Genomic DNA, 22715 nt, shown 5'->3' on the forward strand with positions numbered 1-22715 from the left:
TGGCAATTATAGCCCAAAATAAAATAAAAGTCAAGGAGATTTTGAAAAATATTTTATCTAATTTTTTTGCAATAAAAAATCTATAAATTTTATAAAAAATTTCAAAAATAGCCCACTAATCTGAGCCACTTTTACCAAAAAACAAAGATAAATTTTACATATATAAAATTTCATTTTTTATAATTTTATTTTTTTTAAAAGCTAAAATTTCTATAATTACGAAAAAATACAAAGGATTTAATATGCAATTTTTACCTTGGGCGGTAATTTTACTGCTAATTTATGTGATCTACTTCTTAATGATCCGCTATGAAAAAAAGATAGCGACACTAAGCAAAATGATCGAGCAAAATAGTGATGGTATCAAAGAAAATAGAGACCTTATAGGTCAAAACAGATCACTAATCGAGAAAAATAAACACAACATTGAGAAAAATACTAAAGATATTACAACAAATGTTGAAAAAATAGACATCGACTTGGAAGATTAATTCTTCCAAAATTTCTCTTCTTTTTCCTTTTTTATCAAATTTTCATAAGTTTGCATTCTTATATTTACAGGCTCTAAATTTATACCATCTTTTTTTATCTTAAAATATTTCCCGTCCATCAAGCAATACTCTGGCACTAAGTCATAGCGCTTCGAAAGCGGCAAAACTCTAAAGCTTAGATTGTCCAGTATCAAAGGCTCTTTGTTTAAATTTTCCCAAACAGCTAGCACCATATGATATTTTTTTGTATTTTTTTCCTGAACTACTAGAAGGCATTTTTGATTATCCACGCCAAGATCTTTTAGGCTATCGCGCTTTGATATCGCGTACTCTTCGCAGTCTCCGCCACCTCGCCTTAAAAACTCACCCCTAGTGCTCCATACATCGACATTTGTATTGTAAAAATCATCATATCTTGGCATCAAAGAATTTAAGTATGAATTTATGAGTTCTAACTTTCTTATAAAGCTTTCGTTTTCTATTTTTTTCATAAAATTTGCATAGTGATTTAGGATATTTTTACAAATTTGATTTTTACATTGAGATATATTTTTTGGAGAAATTTCAAAATTATTTGCAAAAAGAGAAGAAACAAAAAAGAAAAGAAGCAAAATTTTACGCATGCAGCTGCTTCATCAAAAGCACAAGACCTATTCTATCTTTCACATTTAGCTTGCTGTAAATCGACGTAGTGTGCGCCTTTACCGTCCTTAAAGTAATGCCTGTTTGCTCTGAAATTTCATTGTTTGTTAGACCTTGGTAGATTAAGTTTGCGATCTCTTTTTCACGTGAGCTAAGCTCACTTAGATCAGACTTTTTCTCCAAAGTTTCACTTTCATTATTTATATATGAGCCAGTTAGTTCTCCGATCATCGCTTGGATAAATTCTGGATAAAGCCAAACTTTGCCATTTAAAATCGTCTCAAAGGCATCTTCAAAGTGTGTCTTTCTCATGTGTGAGTTTGCATATCCTTTGACACCAAGAGCCAGCAGATGTTTACCTTCACTAAATTTTGGTTCGTTTGCAAGGATTAGACATTTTATATTTGGAAAACTTTCATGAATGGTTTTAATATTTTCATCAAGGCTATCTTTAAAAGCATTTGTATCGATACCGACGATATCAACCTCATCGCTTAAATTTGCAAAAAAATCCTTTTTATTGTGAGTAAATTTCACATTATCATCTGAAAAATACCCTCGCCAAAGATTATTAAGCGAACCATTTTGAGTAAAAAAAACCACATTCATAATTATATTTCCTTATATCACATATAGGTTTGCTCGTAAATTTTTGACTCATTTACGAAAACGATCAAGTAGCGCTCCTTGCCACTATTTGCCTCAAATTTATAACTAAAAGTGGATAAGAATTTCTCAACCACTTCATTTCTCTCTTTTAAAAAGATACTCATCTCAAAACAACCATTTGATATAGCGTATCTATATGGCACGCTAAGAGATAGTAAATTTAGATCAAAGTCCAAGCTATCGCTGCTTTCATCGTAGCCGCTAATTGATATCTTGATGCTGCTTACTAGCTCATCTTCTATCTTTAGTCCAGCTAAGCTGATATGCTCTTCTCTTTTTAAATTTATCATCTCATCAAAGCTTTTTTCACAGTCTTTAAAGAGAAATTTGACGATCTCTCTTCCGATTAAATCGCATATTTTGCCATCATTTACAATGACAAATTCATCAGCCAGCTTTGCTCTTGAAATTTGATATTCGATAAAATTTCGCTCAAAGCTAGCTGACTTTTGCATTATCGCTCCGTTAAAGCATTCTGTTTTGCTTTTAAGATAGGTTTTAGCAGATAGTCAAGTATCGTCTTTTTACCAGTGATGATATCAGCTGAAACTATCATACCAACCTTGATCCTAAGCGGTTTCTCTTCGCTACCAAGATAGTTTTTCTCAGTTTCTATCCTGACTAGATAGTAGCTCTCGCCTGTTTTTTCATTTGTCTCAGTATCGGCACTGATCTGCGTTACTTTGCCTTTTAAACCGCCATAAATACTAAAATCATACGCCGTAAATTTAACCATCGTATCAAGTCCAGGTCTTAAGAATGCAACGTCAGCTGGCTTAACCTTTACCTCAGCGATGAGCTTATCTTCTAGTGGGACGATCTCAGCGATATTTTCACCAGGCTTGATAACGCCTGAGACTGTATGCACCATCATCTTACTAACGATACCATTTACCGGAGATCTTACATAAGTTCTTTCGACCCTGTCGCTTAGGCTGATTTGCGACTCGTTTATCCTTGCGATCTCAGCAGAGACTTCGTTTAGCTCTTTTTTTGCATTGTTTTTAAACGCCAGCTTTGCCTCTTCTATCTTATTCTTCGCCTCTTTTATGGTTGATTCGACCCTTGGCACGGCAAGCACAGATGCGTCAAGCTCGCCCTTTAGGTCATTTACACGTCTTTGAAGCTGGATATACTCGACCTCACTAACAAGACCTTTTTTAAAGATAGGCTCCATGATCGCCTTCTCTTTTAAGACAAGATTGTAACTATTTTGAGTTTGAGAAATTTTGTTTCTAAGCTCGGTTAGCTCACTTTGGCGCTGGTGAATTTGCTCTGTTAAAATTCCTATTTGCTCATTTAAGTGATCGATGTTTGAGTTATGCAAGCTTATCTCGTATCTTACAGCTTTGCTATTGTTCGCATCTCTTGTTTCGTTGTAGTCAAATTCTTTATCATTTGCTTCAGCATCAAGCCTCATAAATTTAGCCTGAAGCTCATCAAGTCTTAGCTTTGACTCACCGTAGCTACTTGTAAAGTTTTTATTATCAAGCCTGATGAGGATCTGATCTTTTTTAACCTCATCGCCCTCTTTTACAAAAATTTGATCTACGATACCGCCCTCAAGGTTTTGTATCGCTTGGTTTTTACCTGATGGGATGATCTTGCCACTACCTCTTGTTATCTCATCTATCTGTGCCCATGAAGCCCACAAAAGTAGCCAAAATACAGTTATGCTAACTGCATAAAGTATCTTTTTTGAGGTCGATGGAGCCTTTGCCAAAACCGCTTCTGAGAGGCTTGACATAAATTTCAAGTCATAGGCATCGTAGTTTTTAGCTTGGATGTTTGACTTGATGCCATCTACGCTATTTAAAATTTGATCTCCAGCGCTCTCTTGCTCTTTTATGTCGCTTTTTTGGACTGGCTTTTCGTCTGGCTTTAAATTTTCATTTTGTTGATTTTTTATATCTTCTTGCATAATCACTTCCCACTAAGTCTAGCTAAAACTTCGTCTCTTGGACCATCTAGTAAAATTTTGCCGTTATCCATCACTATGAGCCTATCAACAAGATCAAGCATCGATGTTCTGTGAGTTACTAAAATCATAGTTTTATTTACGGTATTTACCTTTAAATTTGCTTTTAGCTTGCTCTCAACTGTATTGTCTAGTGAATTTGTAGGCTCGTCAAGCAAGATGATAGGACTATCTAGCAAAAATGCTCTAGCCACAGCTATACTTTGACGCTGACCGCCGCTAATGCCATCACCTCTTTCAAATACTGGCATATCAAATCCAAGTGGATGGGCATTGACATATTCATCTACGCCACTTACTTTAGCAGCTTTAATGATCTGCATATCATCGACATAAGGAGCTTTTTGAACGATATTTTCTCTAACCGTTCCTTTAAATAGCACAACATCTTGTGGCACGTAGCCGATATTTCTTCTAAGGTCAGCTGGGTCTATCTGGTTGATATCTATACCATCAATTAGCACTGAGCCTTCGGTCGGTGCGTAAAGACCTAGGATTATCTTTTGTAAGGTTGTCTTACCAGAGCCATTTCTACCGATGATGCCTACTTTCTCACCTGGCTGAATGACAAAATTTATCCTATCAAGTGAGCCCTTTGTAGTGTCTGGATAAGTAAAGCTAACGTTTTTAAACTCTATCTTGCCCTCAAAAGAATTTCTTCTAACAAATTTCTTGCCCTCAGGCCTTTCAACTGGCATCTGCATGACCTTGCTAAGGCTTTGGTAAGCTGTCTTTGTCTGCTCGAAATTTGCAGCTAGTGAGGCTACTTGACCCATAGGGGCGATCGCACGAGAGCTAAGCATAACAGCAGCGATCAAACCACCCATTGTAAGGTGTGTATCTTGTATCATATAAACGCCAAGAACGATGATGGCGATAGTGTTTAACTGCACCAAAAATGAAGTCACGGTTGTGATTGAAGTAGTGATGATCTTTGACTTGATACTTCTGTTTGCTATCTCGCCAGTCGCCTCTTCCCAGTTCCACTGCACGTGACCACTAGCACCAAGAGTTTTAATGGTCTCCAAGCTGCTAAGACTCTCTATCAAAATTCCATTTTTCATAGCTGAAGCTTCAAATGTGCTTTTAATCGCGTTTTGAAGTGGGTCTTTTATAAAAAATGTGTAGCACAAAATAGCTATCATGATGACGATAGGCACAAGCACAAGATAGCTTCCAATAAAATAAGTAACTATCAAGAATATTAACGCAAATGGTAGATCCACAATGGCAGCAAGTGACGCAGATGAGAAGAAATTTCTAACTGTGTCAAATTCTTTCAAGTTACTAGCAAATGAACCAACTGACTTTGGCTTATTGCTAAATTTCATATCCATTACGCGCTCAAACAAGATAGAGCTCATAATGATGTCGCTCTTCTTGCCTGCGATCTCAAGAAAATATGAACGAACAAATTTTAAAAATAGATCGATACCATAAACGACGCTCACGCCAAGCGCTAGAACCCAAAGTGTCTCAACTGCGTTATTTGGCACAACGCGGTCATAGACGTTCATCGTAAAGAGCGGGCTTGCAAGGACAAATAAGTTTATGATAAAGCTTGCTATCACGACGTCAAAGTAAATTTTCTTAGAGCGCTTTAAAGTGCCCCAAAACCAGTGATCATTACCAGCGTCAATAAGCTTTGTCGAGCTTGTATCTTCTGGGACAAATTCACGTTTTAGGTAGTAAGCATAGCCTAGATACTCATCTTTTAGCTTGCTTGTTTCTATCGTGCTAGTGCCAGTTGAAAGATCAGGCGTGATGATGTTTGCCATCTTTTTGTCTTCGCTGAAAGATTGCAAGATGCACGCTTTTTTGCCTCTAAGCATCAAGATACAAGGCAAAACTAAAGGTGAAATTTGATCAAGATCTTTTCTGACAAGCGTCGATGCAAAGCCAGCACGTGAAGCTGCACGAGAAAATAAAGACTTCGAGCTCTTTAGTGAAAAAAGCTCGATCTCTTCGCCATCTTTTACAGGCAGACCGATAGTCAAAGCATCGGCACTATATGGGTTGTTATGTAGTTTGGTAAATATCACCAAACATTGAAGCAGTTCGTCTTTTATCTTATCGCTATGCATCTATCATCCAATATTTTTGATTTCATCTATGTAAATTCCTTGCATATTTTTAATGCCAAGCTCAATTAGCTTACTCTTTTGCTCTTCACTCTCAACACCGATCGCAATCAAAATGATATCTTTTGAGCTTAAAACAACATCTAGTGATTGTTTTGTGTTTGCTCCTGATTTATCACTTAAAAAGTCGATTAAGACGCTTGACTGGATCTTTACGTAGTCTGGATTAAATTCTTTTAGCTTCTCAATGCCTTTTGCGCTGAGTTCAAAGTGGTCAAATCCAAAACCAAAGCCGAGTTCTTTTAATTTTTTAGTAAGTCTAACTATACTTTCGATACTAATATCGTCTTTGTTTGGAATTTCTATATAGTTTTTAGATTTTGAAATTTGAGCGATTTTTTTAAGTGTGGCCTCAAGTTTTGAGAAATTTTCGTCCGAGCTTAATATCTCTTTACCCAAATTTATCGCCAAGCTTCCTTGAGGCAAGATATTTTCAGGCAAAATTCTAGCGATTCTATTTAGGATATGAAGATCAAGCATCGCACCTAAATTTAGCTCATTTACCATTGGCATAAAGTATGATGCCATACGCCATTTGCCCTCGCTATCAACTAGCCTTAGATAAAGTTCGTACTGCTCAAAGCTTGAGTCAAAACCAACTACTTTTTGAGCTGCAAATTTAAATTTATCCTCTTTTATAGAGTCAAAGATAAGCTCTTTATATTTCTCTTTGCCGATGACTAGGGTGTTTTGATTTGCATTAAATTCTTTGCAAGTAAAGCAGCCAGCCAGTCTTGCACTAGCCAAAGTAACGTCAGCTGATGTAAGTAGTGTCCTCATGTCAGTGCTTGGCGAGTACTCGACAATAGCAGCATTGACTGGGCATTCGCTATCGTTTATAGAGAAATTTGCATAGAGTTTTTTAAACTCAGCCATGATCTTATCGTCTAAAGCTGAGAAATTTGACGAGTTTTTACCGTAAGAAAGCAAGATAAAGTCGTTGTCATTTAGCCTTGCAACGATCGCATTTTGGTCATTTTCGGTTGATTTTTCTTGTAAAATTTGAGCTATTTTTATGATGACACTTTGCCATTTTTCAAAGCCAAGAACGCCTTTTAGCCCAGCAAGATCCTTAAAGCTAACAAGTGAAGCAACACCGCTTGAATACTCTTCACTTGCCAAATACTCACTAAATTTAGTTTGGAAAAATCTTCTATTGTAAGTGCCACTCATAGAGTCTTTATATAAAAGCTCTTGATACTTGCTAAGTGTTGCGGCCTCTCTTTCAAATATGTCTTGAACTTTACTAACCATCGAGTTCATGGCAAGCACCATCTTTTTAAGGTCGGTTGTGAATGGAATTCTCTTTTGGATGATAAATTTATTATCAAGTATCGCTTCAGCTTGATCTTGCACCTTAACAAGTGGTCTAAATATCGCCTTAAGAGCGAAAAACGCCACGACAAGAGCGATGATGATCATTAAAGCTAGAAAGTTAAAAATATTTTTTGAGTTTGAGTAAAGCTCGTTATATGCAAGCGCGGTACTGCCTTGAACGTAAAGCGTACCAAATTTAGCCCAGCCAGTCATGATCTCACTTGTTGCCACTGGAGCTTCAAATTTAGCAACTTTATAAAACCACTCAGGGATGTCTTTTACAACTGTTTGCTGAGAATTTTCTATAAGCACCTTGCCATCGACGTCTTCGATCTTAATGAGCTTATATCTGCCGCTATCAAACATAGAATTTATCATCGTTTGAGCCAAAGACATATCCTCAGGATCAACTATAGGCTTAAGTGCAAGTCCGAGCGAGTTTGCTGTGTGCCTTGCGTTTTCGCCGAGTTGGTCGTTGATGTATCCATTTAGGCTCTTAAAATTTAAGTAGCCAACAGCCATAAAAATCATGATGCCAAAAGCAATCACAGCGATCATAATCTGTTTAAATAGCGTCATAAATCCTCTTTTCCTATCCTATCTATTAGTTCCATCCACTTAGGATTTTGTTTTTGATTTCCACCTGGTATTGCCTGACCAAGACCTTCTTGTTTTGCCAAGTATAGCGAATCACCGTTGAAACTATAAACTGGCACGAGGTCTGTTCTTTGAGTTGCGATTTTTATTTTACCATTTATATTGTCTAAAATTAATGGAATAGACTTTGGTGTATCATAATATGCCAAAACCATATGTGCTTGGTTGTATCTTAAGGCTTTAACGTATGTGAAGTATAATTTTTGAGTTGGAATTCCAAGTTGCTTTAGAGTGAAATACTTCGCGATAACGTAGTCTTCGCAGTCACCAGCGCCTTTTCCTACAAATTCCATTCTGGTAGCCCAGTAATCTTTTTTATGCCAAAGTTGCATATCATCAACCCACCTAAAAGAGTTAAAAAAATCATTTACTTTTATTAATTTCTCTTGTTCGGTTGCATCTTGCAATGAAGTCATTAAAGAATTTAATGCCGATGCCCTTCTTCTTGCATCTTCTCCATAAATTTTAGCCACCTTTGCTATCGTTGTTTGTTTTATAAAATCCCCGACAGCATTTAATGCTAATAACGAAAAAAGGACGCTTAAAGTAAGCGTCCAGAATTTTGCTTTGACCCTCATGGTCATCACTTTTTAAATTTTTATCTTAAGTCGTTTTGAATACTGCAAGCGCCTTGAATATATCTCTTAGCAAAGCCTGGCTCAAAACTATCTGAAACCATACCCATGTTATCTAGCAATCTATATTTTGCATAAGATAGTGCAGTCTCAGTTGTAGCGATCTCTTTTAAAGCTGTGTTGTACTCGTTTTCTGCATCAAGTAGGTTGATAAGGTCGCGGCGACCGATTCTAAACTCATCTTGGTAAGCATCAAGAGTAGCTTTTGCATATTCAACGTGTTGATTTAGATATCCCATTTTCTCTTGGTTAAGAATATAGTTTTGCCATGAGAATTCTAAAGACTCTTTAAGCTCTCTTACAAGGTTATCCATAGTTTGTTGCTCTTGTTGAACAGCAAGTTGGCTCTTCTCTTTATCTAGCTTATCGTTACCTTTATTGTAAAGGTTGTAGTTTAGTCTTAAAAGAGCATCAAATGTTTGCTCTTCATAATCATCATATAAAACATTTGAGTGATCATAAGCACCTGACACAACAAGATCTAGTTTTGGTAAGAATGGTGCATTTTTCTCTTTTACAACAGACTCTGCCATAGCGATGTTTGATCTTTGAACTAGAAGTGTTGGGTTACAAAGAACAGCTTTGTCATAAACAGCCTCTTTAGTGCTTGGTAATGGCAGGTTAAATTCAGGCATTACTAGGTTTTTAGCAGCAACTTTTCTTCCATACAGTTTTTCAAATGTAGAAAGTGCGTCTTCATAGTTATTTTTTGCAGCTATATAGTTTGATTGAGCCAAAGTATAACGTGATCCAGCTTGTCTCTCTTCAGAAGCTACGCCGTAACCTGATCTTGCTCTATCTTTGATTTGGCTATAAATTTCTTCATGGCTTTTTACATTTTCTTCTTCAATGTCAAGAATTCTCTTTGTTTGAAGAACTTGTAGGTAAGCATTTGCAGCGCTTAGTGTTAGTCTATCTGCAGCTTGAGCCACTGTGTAAGCAGCTGAGTCAAGTCTTGCGCTTTGAGAGTTGATTCTGTTTTTATCAGCGCCACCATTATAAAGGTTTTCAACCAAAGTTAAAGATGCGCCAGATACTCTGCCATCGCCTCTTCTTGTTGTAAGACCATCATCAAGACGTTTTCTCTCATATCCTACTCTAGCAGCTGCATCAAGTGTTGGATAGTAAGCATTTTTAGCTATTTTTAGGTCTTTGCCTACTTGTAAGTAGTTAAATTCTGTAGCTTTTAAGCTTGGATTTTCATTTAAAATAGTTTTTACAACTTGATCCAAAGTCAATACACTATCATCGGCTTGTGCTGTAACTGCTGCTTTAGGCTCTGCTGATATAGTTTGCTCTATATTAGATTTCTTAGCTGATTGAGCGTTTGCTACAGGCAACTTAGCTCTCATTAAAGCATCTTTATAACCTGACTCATTTTGAACTTTTGCAAGTAACTCATTAGCTTCATTTTCAGAAACTGGAGTTGTATCAACATATAAGAACTTTCTTCCACCAACTTCATAAACGCCAGTAGTTAGTCTGCTATCTGATATTTTGCTGTTTACTTTGCTAACAGCACTATCGATTCTAGCAGCGCTATCATCTTGAGCGAATGAAGCTAGAAAGATCCTATAAGGGACATCTTGAGCAGACAGCAGCGTTGCTGCGGCCAAAGCACTAATTGCTAACATCTTTTTCATAACTAGATCCTTTTACCTTATTTATTGTCAAGCTTTGGCTCGACTTTTAGTGCGAATTATACACCAAGAAATATTAAACGTATTTTAAATATCTTATGACAAAAAAATAATTTTTATATCGTCTTAGAAAATCGCCTTAAATTTTCAGGAATTTTCTTAAGATACTCATCAAAACACATTGCAATATTTCGTATTATCAGCGTTCCTGTCTCATTTACACTGATTTTATCTGTCGTAACATCGACAAATTCACTTAAATTCTTTAGCTCTTCAAGCTCATTTTTGAAATGTTCAAAGAAATTTATATGAAATTCATCCTCGACTGCCTTGATATTAAGCCCGAAATTACTCATCAAACTCATGATCACACTTTTTCTAAGCAAGTCTTCATCGCTTAGATAAATTCCCTTTGCATATGGCAACTTTCCACTATCGATCGCTTTTTCGTACTCATCCATATCTTTGTGATTTTGCGCGTAGTGTCTTTTGCACTCACCGATACTTGTGATGCCTATACCGATAAGATCAGCGCCACCTTTTGTCGTATATCCTTGAAAATTTCTATGCAAAGTGCCATTTGCCAAAGCGCCAAAAAGCTCATCATTTGGCTTTGCAAAGTGATCCATTCCTATCATTTTGTAGCCATTTTTAGTTAAAAACTCAGCTGTAAATTTTAAAATTTCAAGCTTAACTTCTGGATTTGGCAGGGTTGTCTCATCAAATTTACGCATCGACTTTTTTATCCACGGCACGTGAGCGTAGTTAAATACTGCAAGCCTATCAGGATCAAGCGTAAGAGCAAGCTCAAGCGTCTTTTTAAAGCTCTCCAGACTTTGATATGGTAGGCCGTAGATCAGGTCCATATTGATTGATTTTATGCCCTTTTCTCTAGCCATTTTTACGGCATTTTGAGTGATCTCATAGGGCTGAATTCGGTGAATTTCTTTTTGCACCTTTTCGTCAAAGTCTTGCACGCCGTAGCTTATGCGGTTAAAGCCGTGAGATATGAGCACATCAAGCTGCTCGTTTGTCAAAAATCTCGGGTCTATCTCGCAGCTTATCTCAGCCTCTTTTGAGAAATTTTTAAATTTAGCCTTGATAAGTTTGATGATCTCATCAAGTTGATCGGCGTTATAAAATGTCGGAGTGCCGCCACCAAAGTGCATCTGCAAGACCTCAGTGCTTGTGTCTAGGTGGCGAGCTAAAATTTCAAGCTCTTTTTCTATATATCTTATATATCTCTCTTTACGGTCCTCTTTGCTCGTGTAGATGACGTTACAGCCACAAAAATAGCAAGCACTCCTGCAAAACGGCAAGTGCAAATAAAGCGAAAGCGGCCTTTTTTTATCGCGGTTTTCAAGCTCTTTTACGTAAGCCTCATAGCTAAATTTATCACTAAACTCCGGTGCTGTCGGATAGCTCGTATATCTTGGCCCTGGCCTTGAATACTTCACATACGCGCTAAAATCAATCATCTGCCCTGCTCCTTGCCATTTGGATCATCTCTTTTATATCTACAAATAAATTTGGATGCTCTTTTTTGATGTTTTTTACCAGCTTATCAAGGTCGATGTTAAACTGCCTGCTCTTTTTATCGTGAGCGATCTTTTTGATCTCATCCATCGCAACCACCCAAACATCGCTAAAATCAACTGGGATATTTTGCCAGATCGTCTTTTCAAGTCTTAGGTCAAAATTCTCTTTTTGCGTCTCTTTTAAAGCTTCTATCAAAGCTGAGAGCGATTGTACTGAAACAACCGTGTGTAAATTTTGATTTTCATCAATACCAAACCACGGCTCTTTTGAGTCCCAAGAGCCACTTTTTAAATTTAAGATATGCTCGTTTGGATTTTTCGTTGAAACTATCTCAAAGACCGTTTTTTCAGGCTCGCTTAGCCCAAGATTATTACCGATCTCATCTATCTCATCATATATATTTTTCTCTTCACTCATCTTCTTCTCTCGTCTAACCAGACCATCACGCCTTTTTGGGCATGAAGTCTATTTTCCGCCTCGCTAAAAATTTCATCCGCGTGCCTCTCAAAGACCGCTTCGCTCACCTCGTAGCCTCTGTAAGCTGGCAAGCAGTGCAAAAATATCGCATCTTTTTTAGCTAAGCTCATCAAATTTTCATCCACGCAGTATCCAGCAAAGTCTTTTAGCCTCTTTTCTTTCTCGGCCTCTTGTCCCATCGATACCCAAGTGTCCGTAGTCACTACATCGGCACCATTTACCGCTTCTTTTATATCGTTTGTGATAAAAATTTTCGCACCTGAAATTTTTGCGTTTTGATTGGCCATTTTTAAAATTTCAGCGTCCACCTCATAGCCTTTTGGCGTAGCCACTCTTAGCTCAAGGCCAAGTTTGCTTGATAGCATGAGCCACGAGTGGGTCATGTTGTTGCCATCTCCTACGTATGCGACCTTCTCTCCTGTGCTAAATTCAAGCATGGTTAGATAGTCTGCCATGAGCTGCACTGGGTGAAATTTATCACTTAGCCCGTTTATCACTGGCACGCTTGAAAATTTAGCAAATTCTTCTAGCATTTCGTGACGATCAACCCTAAGCATAGCCATGTCGCACATCCTGCTTATCACTCTAGCGGTGTCGCGAATTGGCTCGCCACGGCCTATTTGTATATCATTTTTGCTTAAAAATAGCGCATATCCGCCAAGCTCATGCATGCCAACATCAAAGCTCACTCTCGTTCTAGTCGAGCTTTTTTCAAATATCATCGCAAGCTTTTGATCTTTTAGATATGGCTTAAATTCTCTAGCCTTCGCCTCTTTTTTGATCTTTCGGGCTAAATTTATCATTTCTAAAATTTCATCTTTGCTAAAGTCATTTAGCGTCAAAAAGTGCCTCATCTTAGCCCCTTAAAATTTTAGCCGCTTCTTTTGCGTGATAGGTGATGATCAAATTTGCCCCTGCTCTTTTAAAGCCGATCAAGGTCTCCATCATAACGCGCTCATAGTCGATGATGCCAGCTTTTGCACCAGCTTTTAGCAGTGCATACTCGCCGCTTACGTTATAGACGCAAAGTGGCAGAAGTGTCAAATTTCTTAGCTCTCTAACGATGTCAAGATAAGCAAGCGCTGGCTTTACCATCAAGATATCAGCGCCTTGCGCTTCGTCCTGCAAGCTCTCATTTATGGCCTCTAGGCGATTTGCGCTGTCCATTTGGTAGCTCTTTCTATCGCCAAAGCTTGGAGCGCTTTGCGCCACGTCACGAAATGGTCCGTAGTAGGCTGAGGCAAATTTAGTCGAGTATGCCATCACTGGTAAATTTTCATAGCCATTGCTATCAAGCGTCTCTCTTAGCGTTGCGATGATGCCATCCATCATACCGCTTGGTGCGATCATGTCGGCGCCATTTTGAGCGTGTATCAAGGCTTGTTTTGCCGAAATTTCAAGCGTTGCGTCGTTGTCGATGGTGTTATGCACATGGTCGATTATGCCGCAGTGGCCGTGGTCTGTGTATTCGCAAAAGCAAAGATCGGTGACGACTACTAAATTTGGAAATTTATCTTTTATGGCTCGAAGCGTAGTTGCGATGATGCCGTCATTGCTTAGTGCGTCGCTGCCAACGCTATCTTTTAGGCTTGGTATGCCAAATAAAATGATCGATTTTATGCCTAAATTTACTATCTCTTCGCACTCTTTTAAAATCTCATCGATACTCATTTGATAGACGCCTGGCATCGAAGCGATCTCGTTTTTAACGCCTTTGCCCTCGACTACAAAGAGCGGATATATGAAGTCATTTACGCTAAGGCTAGTCTCTCTTACCATCTCTCTTAGGGCTGGATTTATTCTTAATCTTCTAAAACGTTTAAACATATTTTTGCCTTTTCTTTGTTAAAATGCGTGATTTTTAGCTAGTTTAGCACAGTTGGAGTAAATTTAAAATGAAAATAGAAATTTCAAACGCCGCAAATCTACCCTCAAGATTTGGCACTTATAAGGTTCAAGCCTTCAAAGAAGGGGCAAAAGAGCACCTCGTGATCTACAAAGAGCCTCTAAGCGAAGTGGTAAATCTTAGAATTCACTCTGAGTGCCTAACTGGCGATGCTATCGGGAGCCTAAAGTGCGACTGCCGCGACCAGCTCGAAGCGAGCCTAAAATATATCGAAGAAAATGGTGGCATGGTCATCTACCTGCGTCAAGAGGGCAGAAATATCGGGCTTTTAAACAAGATAAACGCTTATAGCCTGCAAGACAAGGGCTTTGATACGATAGAAGCCAACCACCAGCTAGGTTTTAAGGCTGATGAGAGGACATACGAAGTGGTTGATTTTATCCTAAATCACTACGGCATAAAAGAGGTAAATTTACTCACAAATAACCCATTAAAACTTCACGGACTAAGCTCAGTAAAGATCGTAAAACGCGTGCCTATCGTCATAAAACCAAATAAATTTAACGAAGACTACTTAAAGGTCAAAAAAGAGCAAATGGGGCACATCTTGTGATGAAAAATGAGCTCTGTTTGCCAGCTGAATTTAACGAAAAAGTAAAGGCTTACGCTCAAATTTTTGCTAAATTTAACAAGGTTCATAGCTTAAGCAATTATAAAGATATAAGCGAGCAGGTGCTTGATAGTATTAGACCGCTTGAAATTTTTGACCTAAGTGCCAAAACGGCGATCGATGTTGGTAGTGGAGCTGGCTTTCCAGCGATATTTTTAGCGCTTGCGATGCCACAAACGAAGTGGCACCTTTTTGAGCCGATAGCTAAAAAGTCATCATTTCTAAGCTACGCTAAGATCGAGCTTGGCTTGCAAAATTTAGAAGTTCACAGCCAAAAGATCGAGCTTGCAGATAAATTTACGGCTGATCTCATCACTTCAAGGGCGCTTAGCAAGACAAAAGAGCTTATAAAAATTTGCGATGGATTTTACGATGAAAAGACCAAATTTCTCATCTACAAGGGCTCAAGCGTCATGGATGAAATTTCAGGCATCAACGCACAAATTTATAATGAAAAAAACAGAAACTACATATTTTTTAATCTCAAAAATCAAGGGGAGATACGTTGAAATACTTGCTTTTTGTAGCGATTTTGGTTGCGATTTACATCATATTTTTTAAAAATAGAAAAAAAAACGACAAGATAAGCACCAGCAACTTCGAAGAGTGCAGCAAATGCGGTGTCTTTAGCGACATCGATCAAATGGTGCTAAGGGACGGAAAATACATCTGCAAAGAGTGCATAAAGGGTGAGAGATGAAAATTTTGGGTGATGAGCTGATCAAATTTGAACCGCTGTTTCTTTGCAAAAGCGAAGATGAAATTTCAAACGGCAGGCAAAATCTCTTTAAATTTGATAGAAATTTGATAAAAAAAGCGCTAGAAGCTGGAGCAAACTTTAGCATCATTCCAAATGACATAAACGAAGCCATCATCGCAAACGCCGCTGGAGCAAAATTTATTGTTGCCGATATTACGCTAGCAAAAGATCTGGCAAAAGTTGCGCAAAACTACTTATTTGACGCGCTTATTGCTGTTTTGATAGAAAGTGAAGCAAGCCTTTTCGAGCTTGCGAAATTTGAGATCGACGCAGCGATCTTGCCAAATGCTATAAAAGAATAAGGACAAAAATGGAAATTTTTAAAACTGCTTTTTTAATGGTTGCTTTAATGCTGGTTTTCATCGCTGTTGGCCGTTACGTGGGCGGCGAACAAGGCATGATGATCGCCTTTTTGATGGCAGCTGGCATGAATATCTTTTCTTATTTTTTCAGCGACAAGCTCGTTCTAAAAAGATATAACGCCATCCCAGTTGATGAGAGCAACGCTCACGGCCTTTACGAGATCGTCTCACGCCTCACACAAAAGGCAAATTTGCCGATGCCAAAAATTTACATCATCCCAGAAGAGGTGCCAAATGCCTTTGCCACAGGCCGCAACCCAAGCCACGCAGCCGTTGCAGTAACCGAGGGGCTTTTAAAAATTTTAAATGAAAACGAGATAGAGGGCGTGCTAGCTCACGAGCTAAGCCATGTAAGGCACTACGACATCCTAACTGGCTCAGTTGCTGCCATACTAGCTGGGGCTATTGCGATGGTCGCAAATTTTGCCAAGATAGGCACCGTGGCAGGGCAAAATCAAAACTCACAGCGAAACGCCAACCCAGTGATTATGCTAATCATTGCCGTTGTGATGCCACTAGCTGCTACGATCATCCAAATGGCGATCTCAAGGGAGCGCGAGTATAAGGCGGACAAAGGCGCAGCCTATCTAACAGGACACCCAGAGTGGCTAGCCAGCGCACTAAGAAAGCTTGAAAACTACTCAAATTCTTACGTCATGCAAAACGCAAGCGAGCAAAGCGCACATATGTTTATCGTAAATCCATTTGGCTCGCTAACTAGTAAGCTTGGTGTGCTTTTTAGAACGCATCCTAGCACTAGTGACAGAATCGCCGAGCTTCAAAGACTAGAGCAAGAGATAAAAAGAGGTATGTAGATTTAGCCCTTAGCAAATTTGGGCTAATCTTCTTTTTTGTCTTTAAATTTTAAAATTTCATGAGCGAGTAATTTCGGCTCTGATTTTAGTGGCAAGCTTTGCGAGACCTAAAATCAGTAGTCAATTCTTAGGAGTGAATGGAATTTTAAAATTTGCAAAGACAGCTTGATTAAATTTGTAAATTTCTTTTTATTTAAAAGGGAGACAAGGGGACTCGAGTTACGAGGCCGTCCCCTTATCCCCCTTTTTAAATCCCCTAAACCCCTCGCACGTTCAAGGGGCATGCAATGGTGCTGACGCACTGCATGCGTTTTATCATAGGGTAAGTGTCAGGCAAATTTCAAAAGCATATCACGGCTCTAAATTTAGTGATTTATTAAAGCAAAAGAGCAGGAATTTGTAAAAAATCAAATTTACAAGCCAAAAACTGAAATTTAACCCCAAATTTCACTGCAGTCTCTTGCAATCTTCATCTTTTATCGTGTATTCAAAGATTAGTTCGCCGTTTTCTGAGTAGAAAATTTCATCCAAGCTAACGCCGATGCTTAGCATATTTAAAATTTCTTTGTCCTTGCAGGCGGTTCTTAAATTCTCTTTTTTTATAGCCTCGATAAATTCCAAAAGCTCTTTTTCTTCAAGCCTTTTGATCTCTTGTTTTCTTGCGTGTTTGACGGCGTATCTGTAGATGAGCGTATCGCCCACATTTAAGATATCATTAAGAGTTAGCGTAGGCGTGCAGATAAATGGGAGCTTTTTTTTGTAGTATGTTGCGTGATTTTTCGCTGCCATATCTGGCGTAAGAGCCAGAGCTAGCGAGCAAAAAAACAGCGCAAAAATGGCTACTCGCAACTACTCTTATCCAGCTTCAAATCAAAAAGATGTCTGCCCTCAAAGCCGTAGCTACCACTTAGCGTGATGCCGCGATTTAGCGCAGCTCTTGCCATGCCTGAGTTGCAAAGCGCCTCTTTTCCGTTTTGATAAAATTCATCTTTTAAAGCCAAAATTTGAGCCTTATTATAGCCTTTTAGCTTCTTTGTCTTAGTCTCGTTTAAGACAAACTCGCCATGTATGTTTAGCCCGTCACTGCTCACATCTTTTAGCGTGATCATATCATCAACCCTGCTTGGCAAATTTGGCTTTGCAGTTTGGACGACAAAGGCTGGGATCTGCTTTGTATCAAGCTGATTTAGTATCTGCTCATAGACTTTAAACTCACTCTCTTGCACACCAAAAGCAAGGCTTGCAAGAGCTAATAAAACGATCTTTTTCACATATTACCTTTATATAAATTTTCTAGTGATATTTGGCGAGAGTTTGACCAAGATGTCGTAGTTTATCGTGCCAAAAAAATTAGCCCAAACATTTGCGTCCTCAAAGACGCAGACCCACTCACCACTATCTTTGCAGCTAAAACTATCCATCGAAATTTTGCCAAGTACCATCTCGCCGTTTGCAAGTCTTAGCTCGCCTAGCCCATTGTATCTTAGCAGTCCGTCGCCATATCCAAGGTCGTAAGTAGCGACGTTTATATCATCTTTAGCTATAAATTTAGCCCCATATCCCACGCTTTGACTACTTTTTAAAACCCGCCTGCTAACGCGCTTTGCCCAAAGTGAAAGCACTGGCTTTAAATTTAAAGAGCCATTAAACTGGGCATATCCATACTGGGCGATACCCACGCGCACCATCTCATCTTCAACCGCGCTAGCTCTTTCAAGGGCGGCTGAGTTGTGAGAGTGAAAGATCGGTTTTTTTATACCAAACTCATCGCAAAGAGCTAAAATTTTCGCTTTTGCGGCGTTAAAGTTTTCTCTTTGCACGAAATAATCAGCATTTAGCTCATCGCTTGCTCGAAAGTGAGTATAAGCGCCAAGAAGCTCTAAATTTCTTCTAGCTAAAATTTCAAATGCGTAATCAAGCTCGCTTATATCAAGCCCATTTCTATGCATGCCAGTGTCAATGGCGAGGTTGATTTTTGTATTTTCTTTTATCTTTAAAAGTGCGTCTATGTCGTTTATGGCGTAGATAAATTTAGAGCTCTCATCGCCTGTTGGGATGTGCGAAAGGATCAAGATATTTTCAAAGATATCAGCGATCTCATCTGCTTCAAATTCGCTCTTTACAGCGCAGTTTTTTATGCCAAATTTCTTAGCCTCGCTAGCTATGAGCCTTGCGCCGTGCCCATAAGCGTTATCTTTTAGCACGACGATCACTTTTTCTTTTCCGCCAGCCTTATCACAAATTTTAGTTAGATTGTGGATGTAAGCTGCTTTGTTTAAGCGTATCTCAGACATTGAAATTCACATTATAAGCTTTATAAACATCGGGTAAGAGCTTTCTTACGTTGTAGTCAAATGCATAAAATTTAGCGTAAATTTCTTTTAGATCAGCCTCTTTGACCTTGCTAAAGTCAAAGACGTCAGTGCCATTTTTCTTTGGTACTTGGCGGTCTAGTTCAGCAAAAAACGCAGACCTCGCCTCTAAAATTTTCTCTATCTTCTCTTTTACTTCTTGAGATTTTTCCACTTCTACTCCTCTATAAAAATTTTCATCTCATCGCCATAAAGCTTGACATAAAGGGTCTTTTGACCTGCAAATTTATGCGTATCAGCAGCATAATCCTCATAAAAACTCACGCGAAAGAGCTTGTCGTTTTTAAGGTTTGGATAAGGCGTGATGAGAAAATTTGAAAAAGCGATATGTTTTTTCTCTTTTTTAGAAAAGATCGCTCGTTTCATATTTTTAAAATTTTCTAAGCTCATGCCATCATATCGCTCAAAATCTTTATCATAAAATTTCAAATAGCTATCAATGTCACTCTCACTCCAAGTCTTTTTCCAGTTAAGAATTCCAGAGATGATCACTGCTATGTCGTTCGCGCTTGCTTCTGGACGCTTGTCCTCGTAGATAAATGCGAGCGTTTTTTTGTGGTCTATAACTTCGTCAAATTTCATCAAGATGTCATTTTGCATAGCCACGCAGCCTTTTGTCTTTAGCTCATCTGTCCTTTGACCATCGAGTGGATAGCCATGTATCCAGATGCCGCTGCCATTGCGTTTTGCAAGTTTATCAAGTAAATTTGGATATGAAAGAGAAAAAGCAAGAGGCCCAAGATATCTGTCATTTGGCGTAAATCTACGTGTGAGCTGATAGACGCCAACTGGAGTTTTTAGGTCGCCCTCAAGCAGTTTATCGCCATTTTTGCCAACGATGACGCTTGAGCTAAAGAGTTTTTTTGTAACTCCGTCTTTATAAGAGATGACCTCAAGCTCTTTGTCTGTCTTATCAACCACGCTTAGAAGTATCTCGTTGTCGTAATATCCGTATCTAACGTCCTTGTCTTTGAGCTTGTTTAGCCAGTAGTCCTTACTTAAAATGTTCTTCTCAATGGCTTCTATGACAGCAGATGGGCCATTTTTTAAGTAAATTTCTTCGTAATTTTGGGCAAAAAGACAAGGCGCTAACGCGATGAAGAAAAATAGTATCTTTTTCAAGTGAAGTGTCCCAAAAAGTAAAATTTAGTGCGTAATTATAACCTAAAAAATTTCAATTTTTAAATTTTAAAGGGAATTTTAGTTTCTTTATATGTATAATCTGAAAACCATTATTAATTTACCATAAAGGAAAAATATGAAAAAACTTGTTTTTGGTGCATTGCTTGCGGCTTCTACACTAATGGCGGCTGACATCAGCCTAGAAAATGTCAGAGCTAGAGACACAAAGCCTGGCACAAACAACAGCGCTATTTTCATGAATATCAAAAACGCTTCAAATGCCGATGTAAAGCTAGTTGGCGTTCATTCAAGTGTTTGTAAAAGCACTGAAATTCACACTCACAAGATGGAAAATGGCATGATGGCTATGGTTCAGGTTGAAGACGCCGTTATCCCAAAAAATGGCGAGACAAAGCTAGCGCCTGGTGGTCTTCACATCATGCTTATGGATCTAAATAGACCTATAAAAGATGGCGACAAGGTTGATCTGGAGCTTAAATTTAGCAACGGCGAGAGCATCAAGCTTGATAATATCGGAGTAACTAAAAACTTTAAATAATGAAAAAAATTCTAATCATTTTTTCACTCATATTTATCGTAGCAGGCGCTTTTTGGATAGGTCATAAATTTATGGTCAGCAAAGAGGATCCGCCTGAATTTGCCGATGTAAATACATCACTTGATCCTCTAAAATGCGATCTAAACAAAGATGCTTGCGAGGTGAAATTTAATGGCGTTAAGCTAAAGATAGACATCTCACCAAGACCGATCTTTGCGATGAGACCGTTTAGCTTTAAGATCATTAATGGCAAAAATTTAGGGCTAAAAGATCCAAATCTTGTAATCGATGGCATAAATATGAACATGGGTTCTATAAAGGCAAGGCTTGATCAAAGAGGCGATAATCTAATAGCCCAAGTCGTGCTAAGTGCTTGTGTGGTCGATCTTATGAGGTATAGATTTAAGCTGCTTGATGGCGAAAAGGATACTGGATTTTTTGTCGATCTTGATCTAAAAATGTAAGGGCAAATGATGAAAAAGACACTTTGGGGCTTAATAATAATCTTAATATGTGCTGGTCTTGCGATGCTTTTTATAAAGCCTAACAAGTATGATTTTAAGGCGCTTTCAGAGCATGGCGAAGTGAGTCTTAAAAACTATAACGGCAAGTATAAAGCGATATATTTTGGTTATCTTTACTGCCCCGATGTCTGCCCTACTACGCTCTCTCTTGTGGGCGATGAGCTAAATAAACTAAAAAGAGACGACTTTGAGCTACTTTTCATCACTCTTGATCCTGAGCGTGACACGCCTGAAAATTTAACCCTAATGGCAAAAAATTTCTACAAAGATGCAGACGGGCTAAAGATGAATGATCTGCCAAAAGTTGTGAAAAACTACGGCGTAAAATACCAAAAAGTACATCTTAAAAACTCTGCTATGGGCTACTCTGTCGCTCACAGCTCCGCTATCTATCTGCTAGATAAAGAGGGAAATTTCTACGGCGAAATTTCAAATTTAACTAGTGAAAATATCAGAGAAAATCTTTTAAATTTAATAAAAGATAGACCTTAAATTTATCTTTTAGATCAAAATTTCTTACTTTTAAAGAAAAACTTCTTAAACAGCTATATAACTCTTTTTAAACTAGTCGATATAGAAAAAATGTAAATCATATGTAAAGGAATTCGTGTGAAGTCAATCACCAATAAAATAGCACTAATGCTAATAGTTGCTCTATGTATCTCGTTTGTGGCTATGTCAGCCGCTAGTTACTACACTGCCCAAAACAAAACAACCGAGCTAGTCACGCAAACACAGCGCCAAATTCTAAAAGATGTTAAAAATGCAATGGATACATTTTTTAATAACAATCTTCATATCGTGAATAGCATGTCATCTATCTTGTCAAAGCTAGACGAAAACCGCAACGGCATCGACGCCATCTTAGCTCAAGCCAAATCGATGTCAAATAAAGAGGTTGGGCTCGTTTATGCTGGCTATAATGACGGTGCGATGTTTCGCTCAAATGGCAAAAATGAAACACCAAAAGATGGCTATGATCCAAGAGCTAGAGACTGGTATAAACTAGCTAAAGAAAAAAATGGCATTACCTTTACTGATCCTTACGTATCTGCATCTTTAAAACAAATGGTTATAAGCTTCGTTGCTCCTATAAAAGACATCGGTGTAACAGCGACAAATGTTAGCATCGAAGAGCTAAGCAAAGAGATCATGAGTATCAGCAAGACTGATTATAGTTATGCTTACGTAGTAGATAAAGATGGCAAGATCATCATCCACCCTGACAAAGATCTAGTCGGTAAAGACAATCCAACCACAAGCAATCTGGTCGCTAGATATAAAAATAAAGAATTTAATGAAAATGGACTAATTGCTTATAAAAACACAAAGGGCGAGGATAGATATGCTGACTTCATAGAGCTAAACGATCGTGGCTGGCTGGCTATATCTGCTATGCAAAAAGATGTATTTACCACAAATACTATGCCCCTCCTAAAGATCCAACTAACCCTAGCAGTGCTATTTATCGTTATCCTCTCAGCATTTGTCTATTTCTT

The 22715-nt window shown here is 38.3% G+C and carries 27 protein-coding genes; 10 read left to right on the top strand and 17 right to left on the bottom strand.

The window, feature by feature from the left end; translation table 11 throughout:
* Nucleotides 1–242: 242 nt before the first annotated feature.
* On the top strand, nucleotides 243–491 hold the full coding sequence (locus CVT14_RS08725) for a hypothetical protein (RefSeq protein ID WP_002941090.1): 249 nt from the start codon (nucleotides 243–245) through the stop codon (nucleotides 489–491).
* Here CVT14_RS08725 and CVT14_RS08730 read toward each other — a convergent pair.
* The 12 genes from CVT14_RS08730 to hemB form a co-directional block, all read right to left on the bottom strand.
* A complete protein-coding gene (locus CVT14_RS08730) occupies nucleotides 488–982 on the bottom strand; it encodes a transglutaminase-like cysteine peptidase (RefSeq protein ID WP_223227433.1) in 495 nt (164 codons plus the stop codon). The genes CVT14_RS08725 and CVT14_RS08730 overlap by 4 nt on opposite strands.
* A gap of 124 nt (nucleotides 983–1106) precedes the next feature.
* Nucleotides 1107–1742 (bottom strand): response regulator transcription factor, encoded by a 636-nt coding sequence (locus tag CVT14_RS08735; protein ID WP_107850137.1) that lies wholly within the window; start codon nucleotides 1740–1742, stop codon nucleotides 1107–1109.
* 17 nt (nucleotides 1743–1759) lie between these two features.
* The gene (locus CVT14_RS08740; RefSeq protein WP_107850138.1) at nucleotides 1760–2257 is read right to left on the bottom strand and encodes a DUF5416 family protein; all 498 of its coding nucleotides are present in this window, start codon (nucleotides 2255–2257) and stop codon (nucleotides 1760–1762) included.
* Entirely contained in the window at nucleotides 2257–3723 is a 1467-nt protein-coding gene (locus CVT14_RS08745) for an HlyD family type I secretion periplasmic adaptor subunit (protein WP_021092966.1), read from the bottom strand. The genes CVT14_RS08740 and CVT14_RS08745 overlap by 1 nt, the downstream gene beginning before the upstream one ends.
* A gap of 2 nt (nucleotides 3724–3725) precedes the next feature.
* Nucleotides 3726–5864, bottom strand: a complete 2139-nt coding sequence (locus CVT14_RS08750; RefSeq protein ID WP_107850139.1) for a type I secretion system permease/ATPase — start codon at nucleotides 5862–5864, stop codon at nucleotides 3726–3728.
* A gap of 3 nt (nucleotides 5865–5867) precedes the next feature.
* Complete coding sequence (locus CVT14_RS08755; protein WP_107850140.1) at nucleotides 5868–7817, bottom strand: LapD/MoxY N-terminal periplasmic domain-containing protein; 1950 nt, start codon at nucleotides 7815–7817, stop codon at nucleotides 5868–5870.
* Nucleotides 7814–8473: a transglutaminase-like cysteine peptidase gene (locus tag CVT14_RS08760; protein ID WP_021089969.1), complete on the bottom strand. Its 660-nt coding sequence runs from the start codon at nucleotides 8471–8473 to the stop codon at nucleotides 7814–7816. The genes CVT14_RS08755 and CVT14_RS08760 overlap by 4 nt, the downstream gene beginning before the upstream one ends.
* 20 nt (nucleotides 8474–8493) lie before the next feature.
* Nucleotides 8494–10173 (bottom strand): TolC family protein, encoded by a 1680-nt coding sequence (locus CVT14_RS08765; protein ID WP_021089998.1) that lies wholly within the window; start codon nucleotides 10171–10173, stop codon nucleotides 8494–8496.
* A gap of 113 nt (nucleotides 10174–10286) precedes the next feature.
* Nucleotides 10287–11648 carry an oxygen-independent coproporphyrinogen III oxidase gene (gene hemN, locus CVT14_RS08770; protein ID WP_107850141.1) on the bottom strand — a complete coding sequence of 454 codons (1362 nt, stop codon included), beginning with the start codon at nucleotides 11646–11648 and terminating at the stop codon, nucleotides 10287–10289.
* Complete coding sequence (locus tag CVT14_RS08775) at nucleotides 11641–12126, bottom strand: DUF2603 domain-containing protein (RefSeq protein ID WP_107850142.1); 486 nt, start codon at nucleotides 12124–12126, stop codon at nucleotides 11641–11643. The genes hemN and CVT14_RS08775 overlap by 8 nt, the downstream gene beginning before the upstream one ends.
* Nucleotides 12123–13040: an ornithine carbamoyltransferase gene (gene argF / locus CVT14_RS08780; protein WP_107850143.1), complete on the bottom strand. Its 918-nt coding sequence runs from the start codon at nucleotides 13038–13040 to the stop codon at nucleotides 12123–12125. Before argF ends, CVT14_RS08775 begins: the two co-directional genes overlap by 4 nt.
* A gap of 1 nt (nucleotide 13041) precedes the next feature.
* On the bottom strand, nucleotides 13042–14013 hold the full coding sequence (hemB, locus tag CVT14_RS08785) for a porphobilinogen synthase (protein ID WP_107850144.1): 972 nt from the start codon (nucleotides 14011–14013) through the stop codon (nucleotides 13042–13044).
* Nucleotides 14014–14081: 68 nt separating this feature from the next.
* On the opposite strand from hemB, the gene ribA reads away from it, so the two are divergent.
* The 5 genes from ribA to htpX are packed head-to-tail and all read left to right on the top strand — an operon-like array spanning nucleotide 14082 to nucleotide 16639.
* Nucleotides 14082–14645, top strand: coding sequence for a GTP cyclohydrolase II (gene ribA, locus CVT14_RS08790; protein WP_021090465.1), 564 nt, complete (start codon nucleotides 14082–14084; stop codon nucleotides 14643–14645).
* Nucleotides 14645–15211, top strand: a complete 567-nt coding sequence (rsmG, locus tag CVT14_RS08795; protein ID WP_107850145.1) for a 16S rRNA (guanine(527)-N(7))-methyltransferase RsmG — start codon at nucleotides 14645–14647, stop codon at nucleotides 15209–15211. The genes ribA and rsmG overlap by 1 nt, the downstream gene beginning before the upstream one ends.
* Nucleotides 15208–15402, top strand: a complete 195-nt coding sequence (locus CVT14_RS08800; protein ID WP_103646685.1) for a hypothetical protein — start codon at nucleotides 15208–15210, stop codon at nucleotides 15400–15402. The genes rsmG and CVT14_RS08800 overlap by 4 nt, the downstream gene beginning before the upstream one ends.
* Nucleotides 15399–15764 carry a hypothetical protein gene (locus tag CVT14_RS08805; protein ID WP_107850146.1) on the top strand — a complete coding sequence of 122 codons (366 nt, stop codon included), beginning with the start codon at nucleotides 15399–15401 and terminating at the stop codon, nucleotides 15762–15764. Before CVT14_RS08800 ends, CVT14_RS08805 begins: the two co-directional genes overlap by 4 nt.
* An 8-nt stretch (nucleotides 15765–15772) precedes the next feature.
* Nucleotides 15773–16639 (top strand): zinc metalloprotease HtpX, encoded by an 867-nt coding sequence (htpX, locus tag CVT14_RS08810; protein ID WP_107850147.1) that lies wholly within the window; start codon nucleotides 15773–15775, stop codon nucleotides 16637–16639.
* A gap of 447 nt (nucleotides 16640–17086) precedes the next feature.
* Here the strand turns inward: htpX and CVT14_RS08815 are convergent, their stop codons facing one another.
* From CVT14_RS08815 to CVT14_RS08835, 5 genes are read right to left on the bottom strand one after another with little or no spacing between them, the layout of a single operon-like run.
* Nucleotides 17087–17488: a flagellar protein FlaH gene (locus CVT14_RS08815; protein ID WP_103574261.1), complete on the bottom strand. Its 402-nt coding sequence runs from the start codon at nucleotides 17486–17488 to the stop codon at nucleotides 17087–17089.
* Nucleotides 17479–17910 carry a peptide deformylase gene (locus tag CVT14_RS08820; RefSeq protein WP_107850148.1) on the bottom strand — a complete coding sequence of 144 codons (432 nt, stop codon included), beginning with the start codon at nucleotides 17908–17910 and terminating at the stop codon, nucleotides 17479–17481. Before CVT14_RS08820 ends, CVT14_RS08815 begins: the two co-directional genes overlap by 10 nt.
* Nucleotides 17911–17919: 9 nt before the next feature.
* Nucleotides 17920–18933: an alanine racemase gene (locus CVT14_RS08825; protein ID WP_107850149.1), complete on the bottom strand. Its 1014-nt coding sequence runs from the start codon at nucleotides 18931–18933 to the stop codon at nucleotides 17920–17922.
* A complete protein-coding gene (gene cmeU, locus CVT14_RS08830; protein ID WP_004317595.1) occupies nucleotides 18926–19165 on the bottom strand; it encodes a CmeU family protein in 240 nt (79 codons plus the stop codon). The genes CVT14_RS08825 and cmeU overlap by 8 nt, the downstream gene beginning before the upstream one ends.
* A 2-nt stretch (nucleotides 19166–19167) precedes the next feature.
* A complete protein-coding gene (locus CVT14_RS08835) occupies nucleotides 19168–20133 on the bottom strand; it encodes a L,D-transpeptidase family protein (RefSeq protein WP_087581996.1) in 966 nt (321 codons plus the stop codon).
* 136 nt (nucleotides 20134–20269) lie between these two features.
* On the opposite strand from CVT14_RS08835, the gene CVT14_RS08840 reads away from it, so the two are divergent.
* The 4 genes from CVT14_RS08840 to CVT14_RS08855 form a co-directional block, all read left to right on the top strand.
* Nucleotides 20270–20692 (top strand): copper chaperone PCu(A)C, encoded by a 423-nt coding sequence (locus tag CVT14_RS08840; RefSeq protein ID WP_021088383.1) that lies wholly within the window; start codon nucleotides 20270–20272, stop codon nucleotides 20690–20692.
* On the top strand, nucleotides 20692–21156 hold the full coding sequence (locus tag CVT14_RS08845) for a hypothetical protein (RefSeq protein ID WP_103581939.1): 465 nt from the start codon (nucleotides 20692–20694) through the stop codon (nucleotides 21154–21156). The genes CVT14_RS08840 and CVT14_RS08845 overlap by 1 nt, the downstream gene beginning before the upstream one ends.
* Nucleotides 21157–21165: 9 nt before the next feature.
* A complete protein-coding gene (locus CVT14_RS08850) occupies nucleotides 21166–21708 on the top strand; it encodes an SCO family protein (RefSeq protein WP_021090000.1) in 543 nt (180 codons plus the stop codon).
* A gap of 117 nt (nucleotides 21709–21825) precedes the next feature.
* Nucleotides 21826–22715 (top strand): cache domain-containing protein (locus CVT14_RS08855; RefSeq protein ID WP_107850150.1); only part of this gene is annotated, 890 nt, incomplete at its 3' end.

This window comes from Campylobacter concisus (assembly GCF_003048445.1).
GTDB lineage: Bacteria > Campylobacterota > Campylobacteria > Campylobacterales > Campylobacteraceae > Campylobacter_A > Campylobacter_A concisus_BF.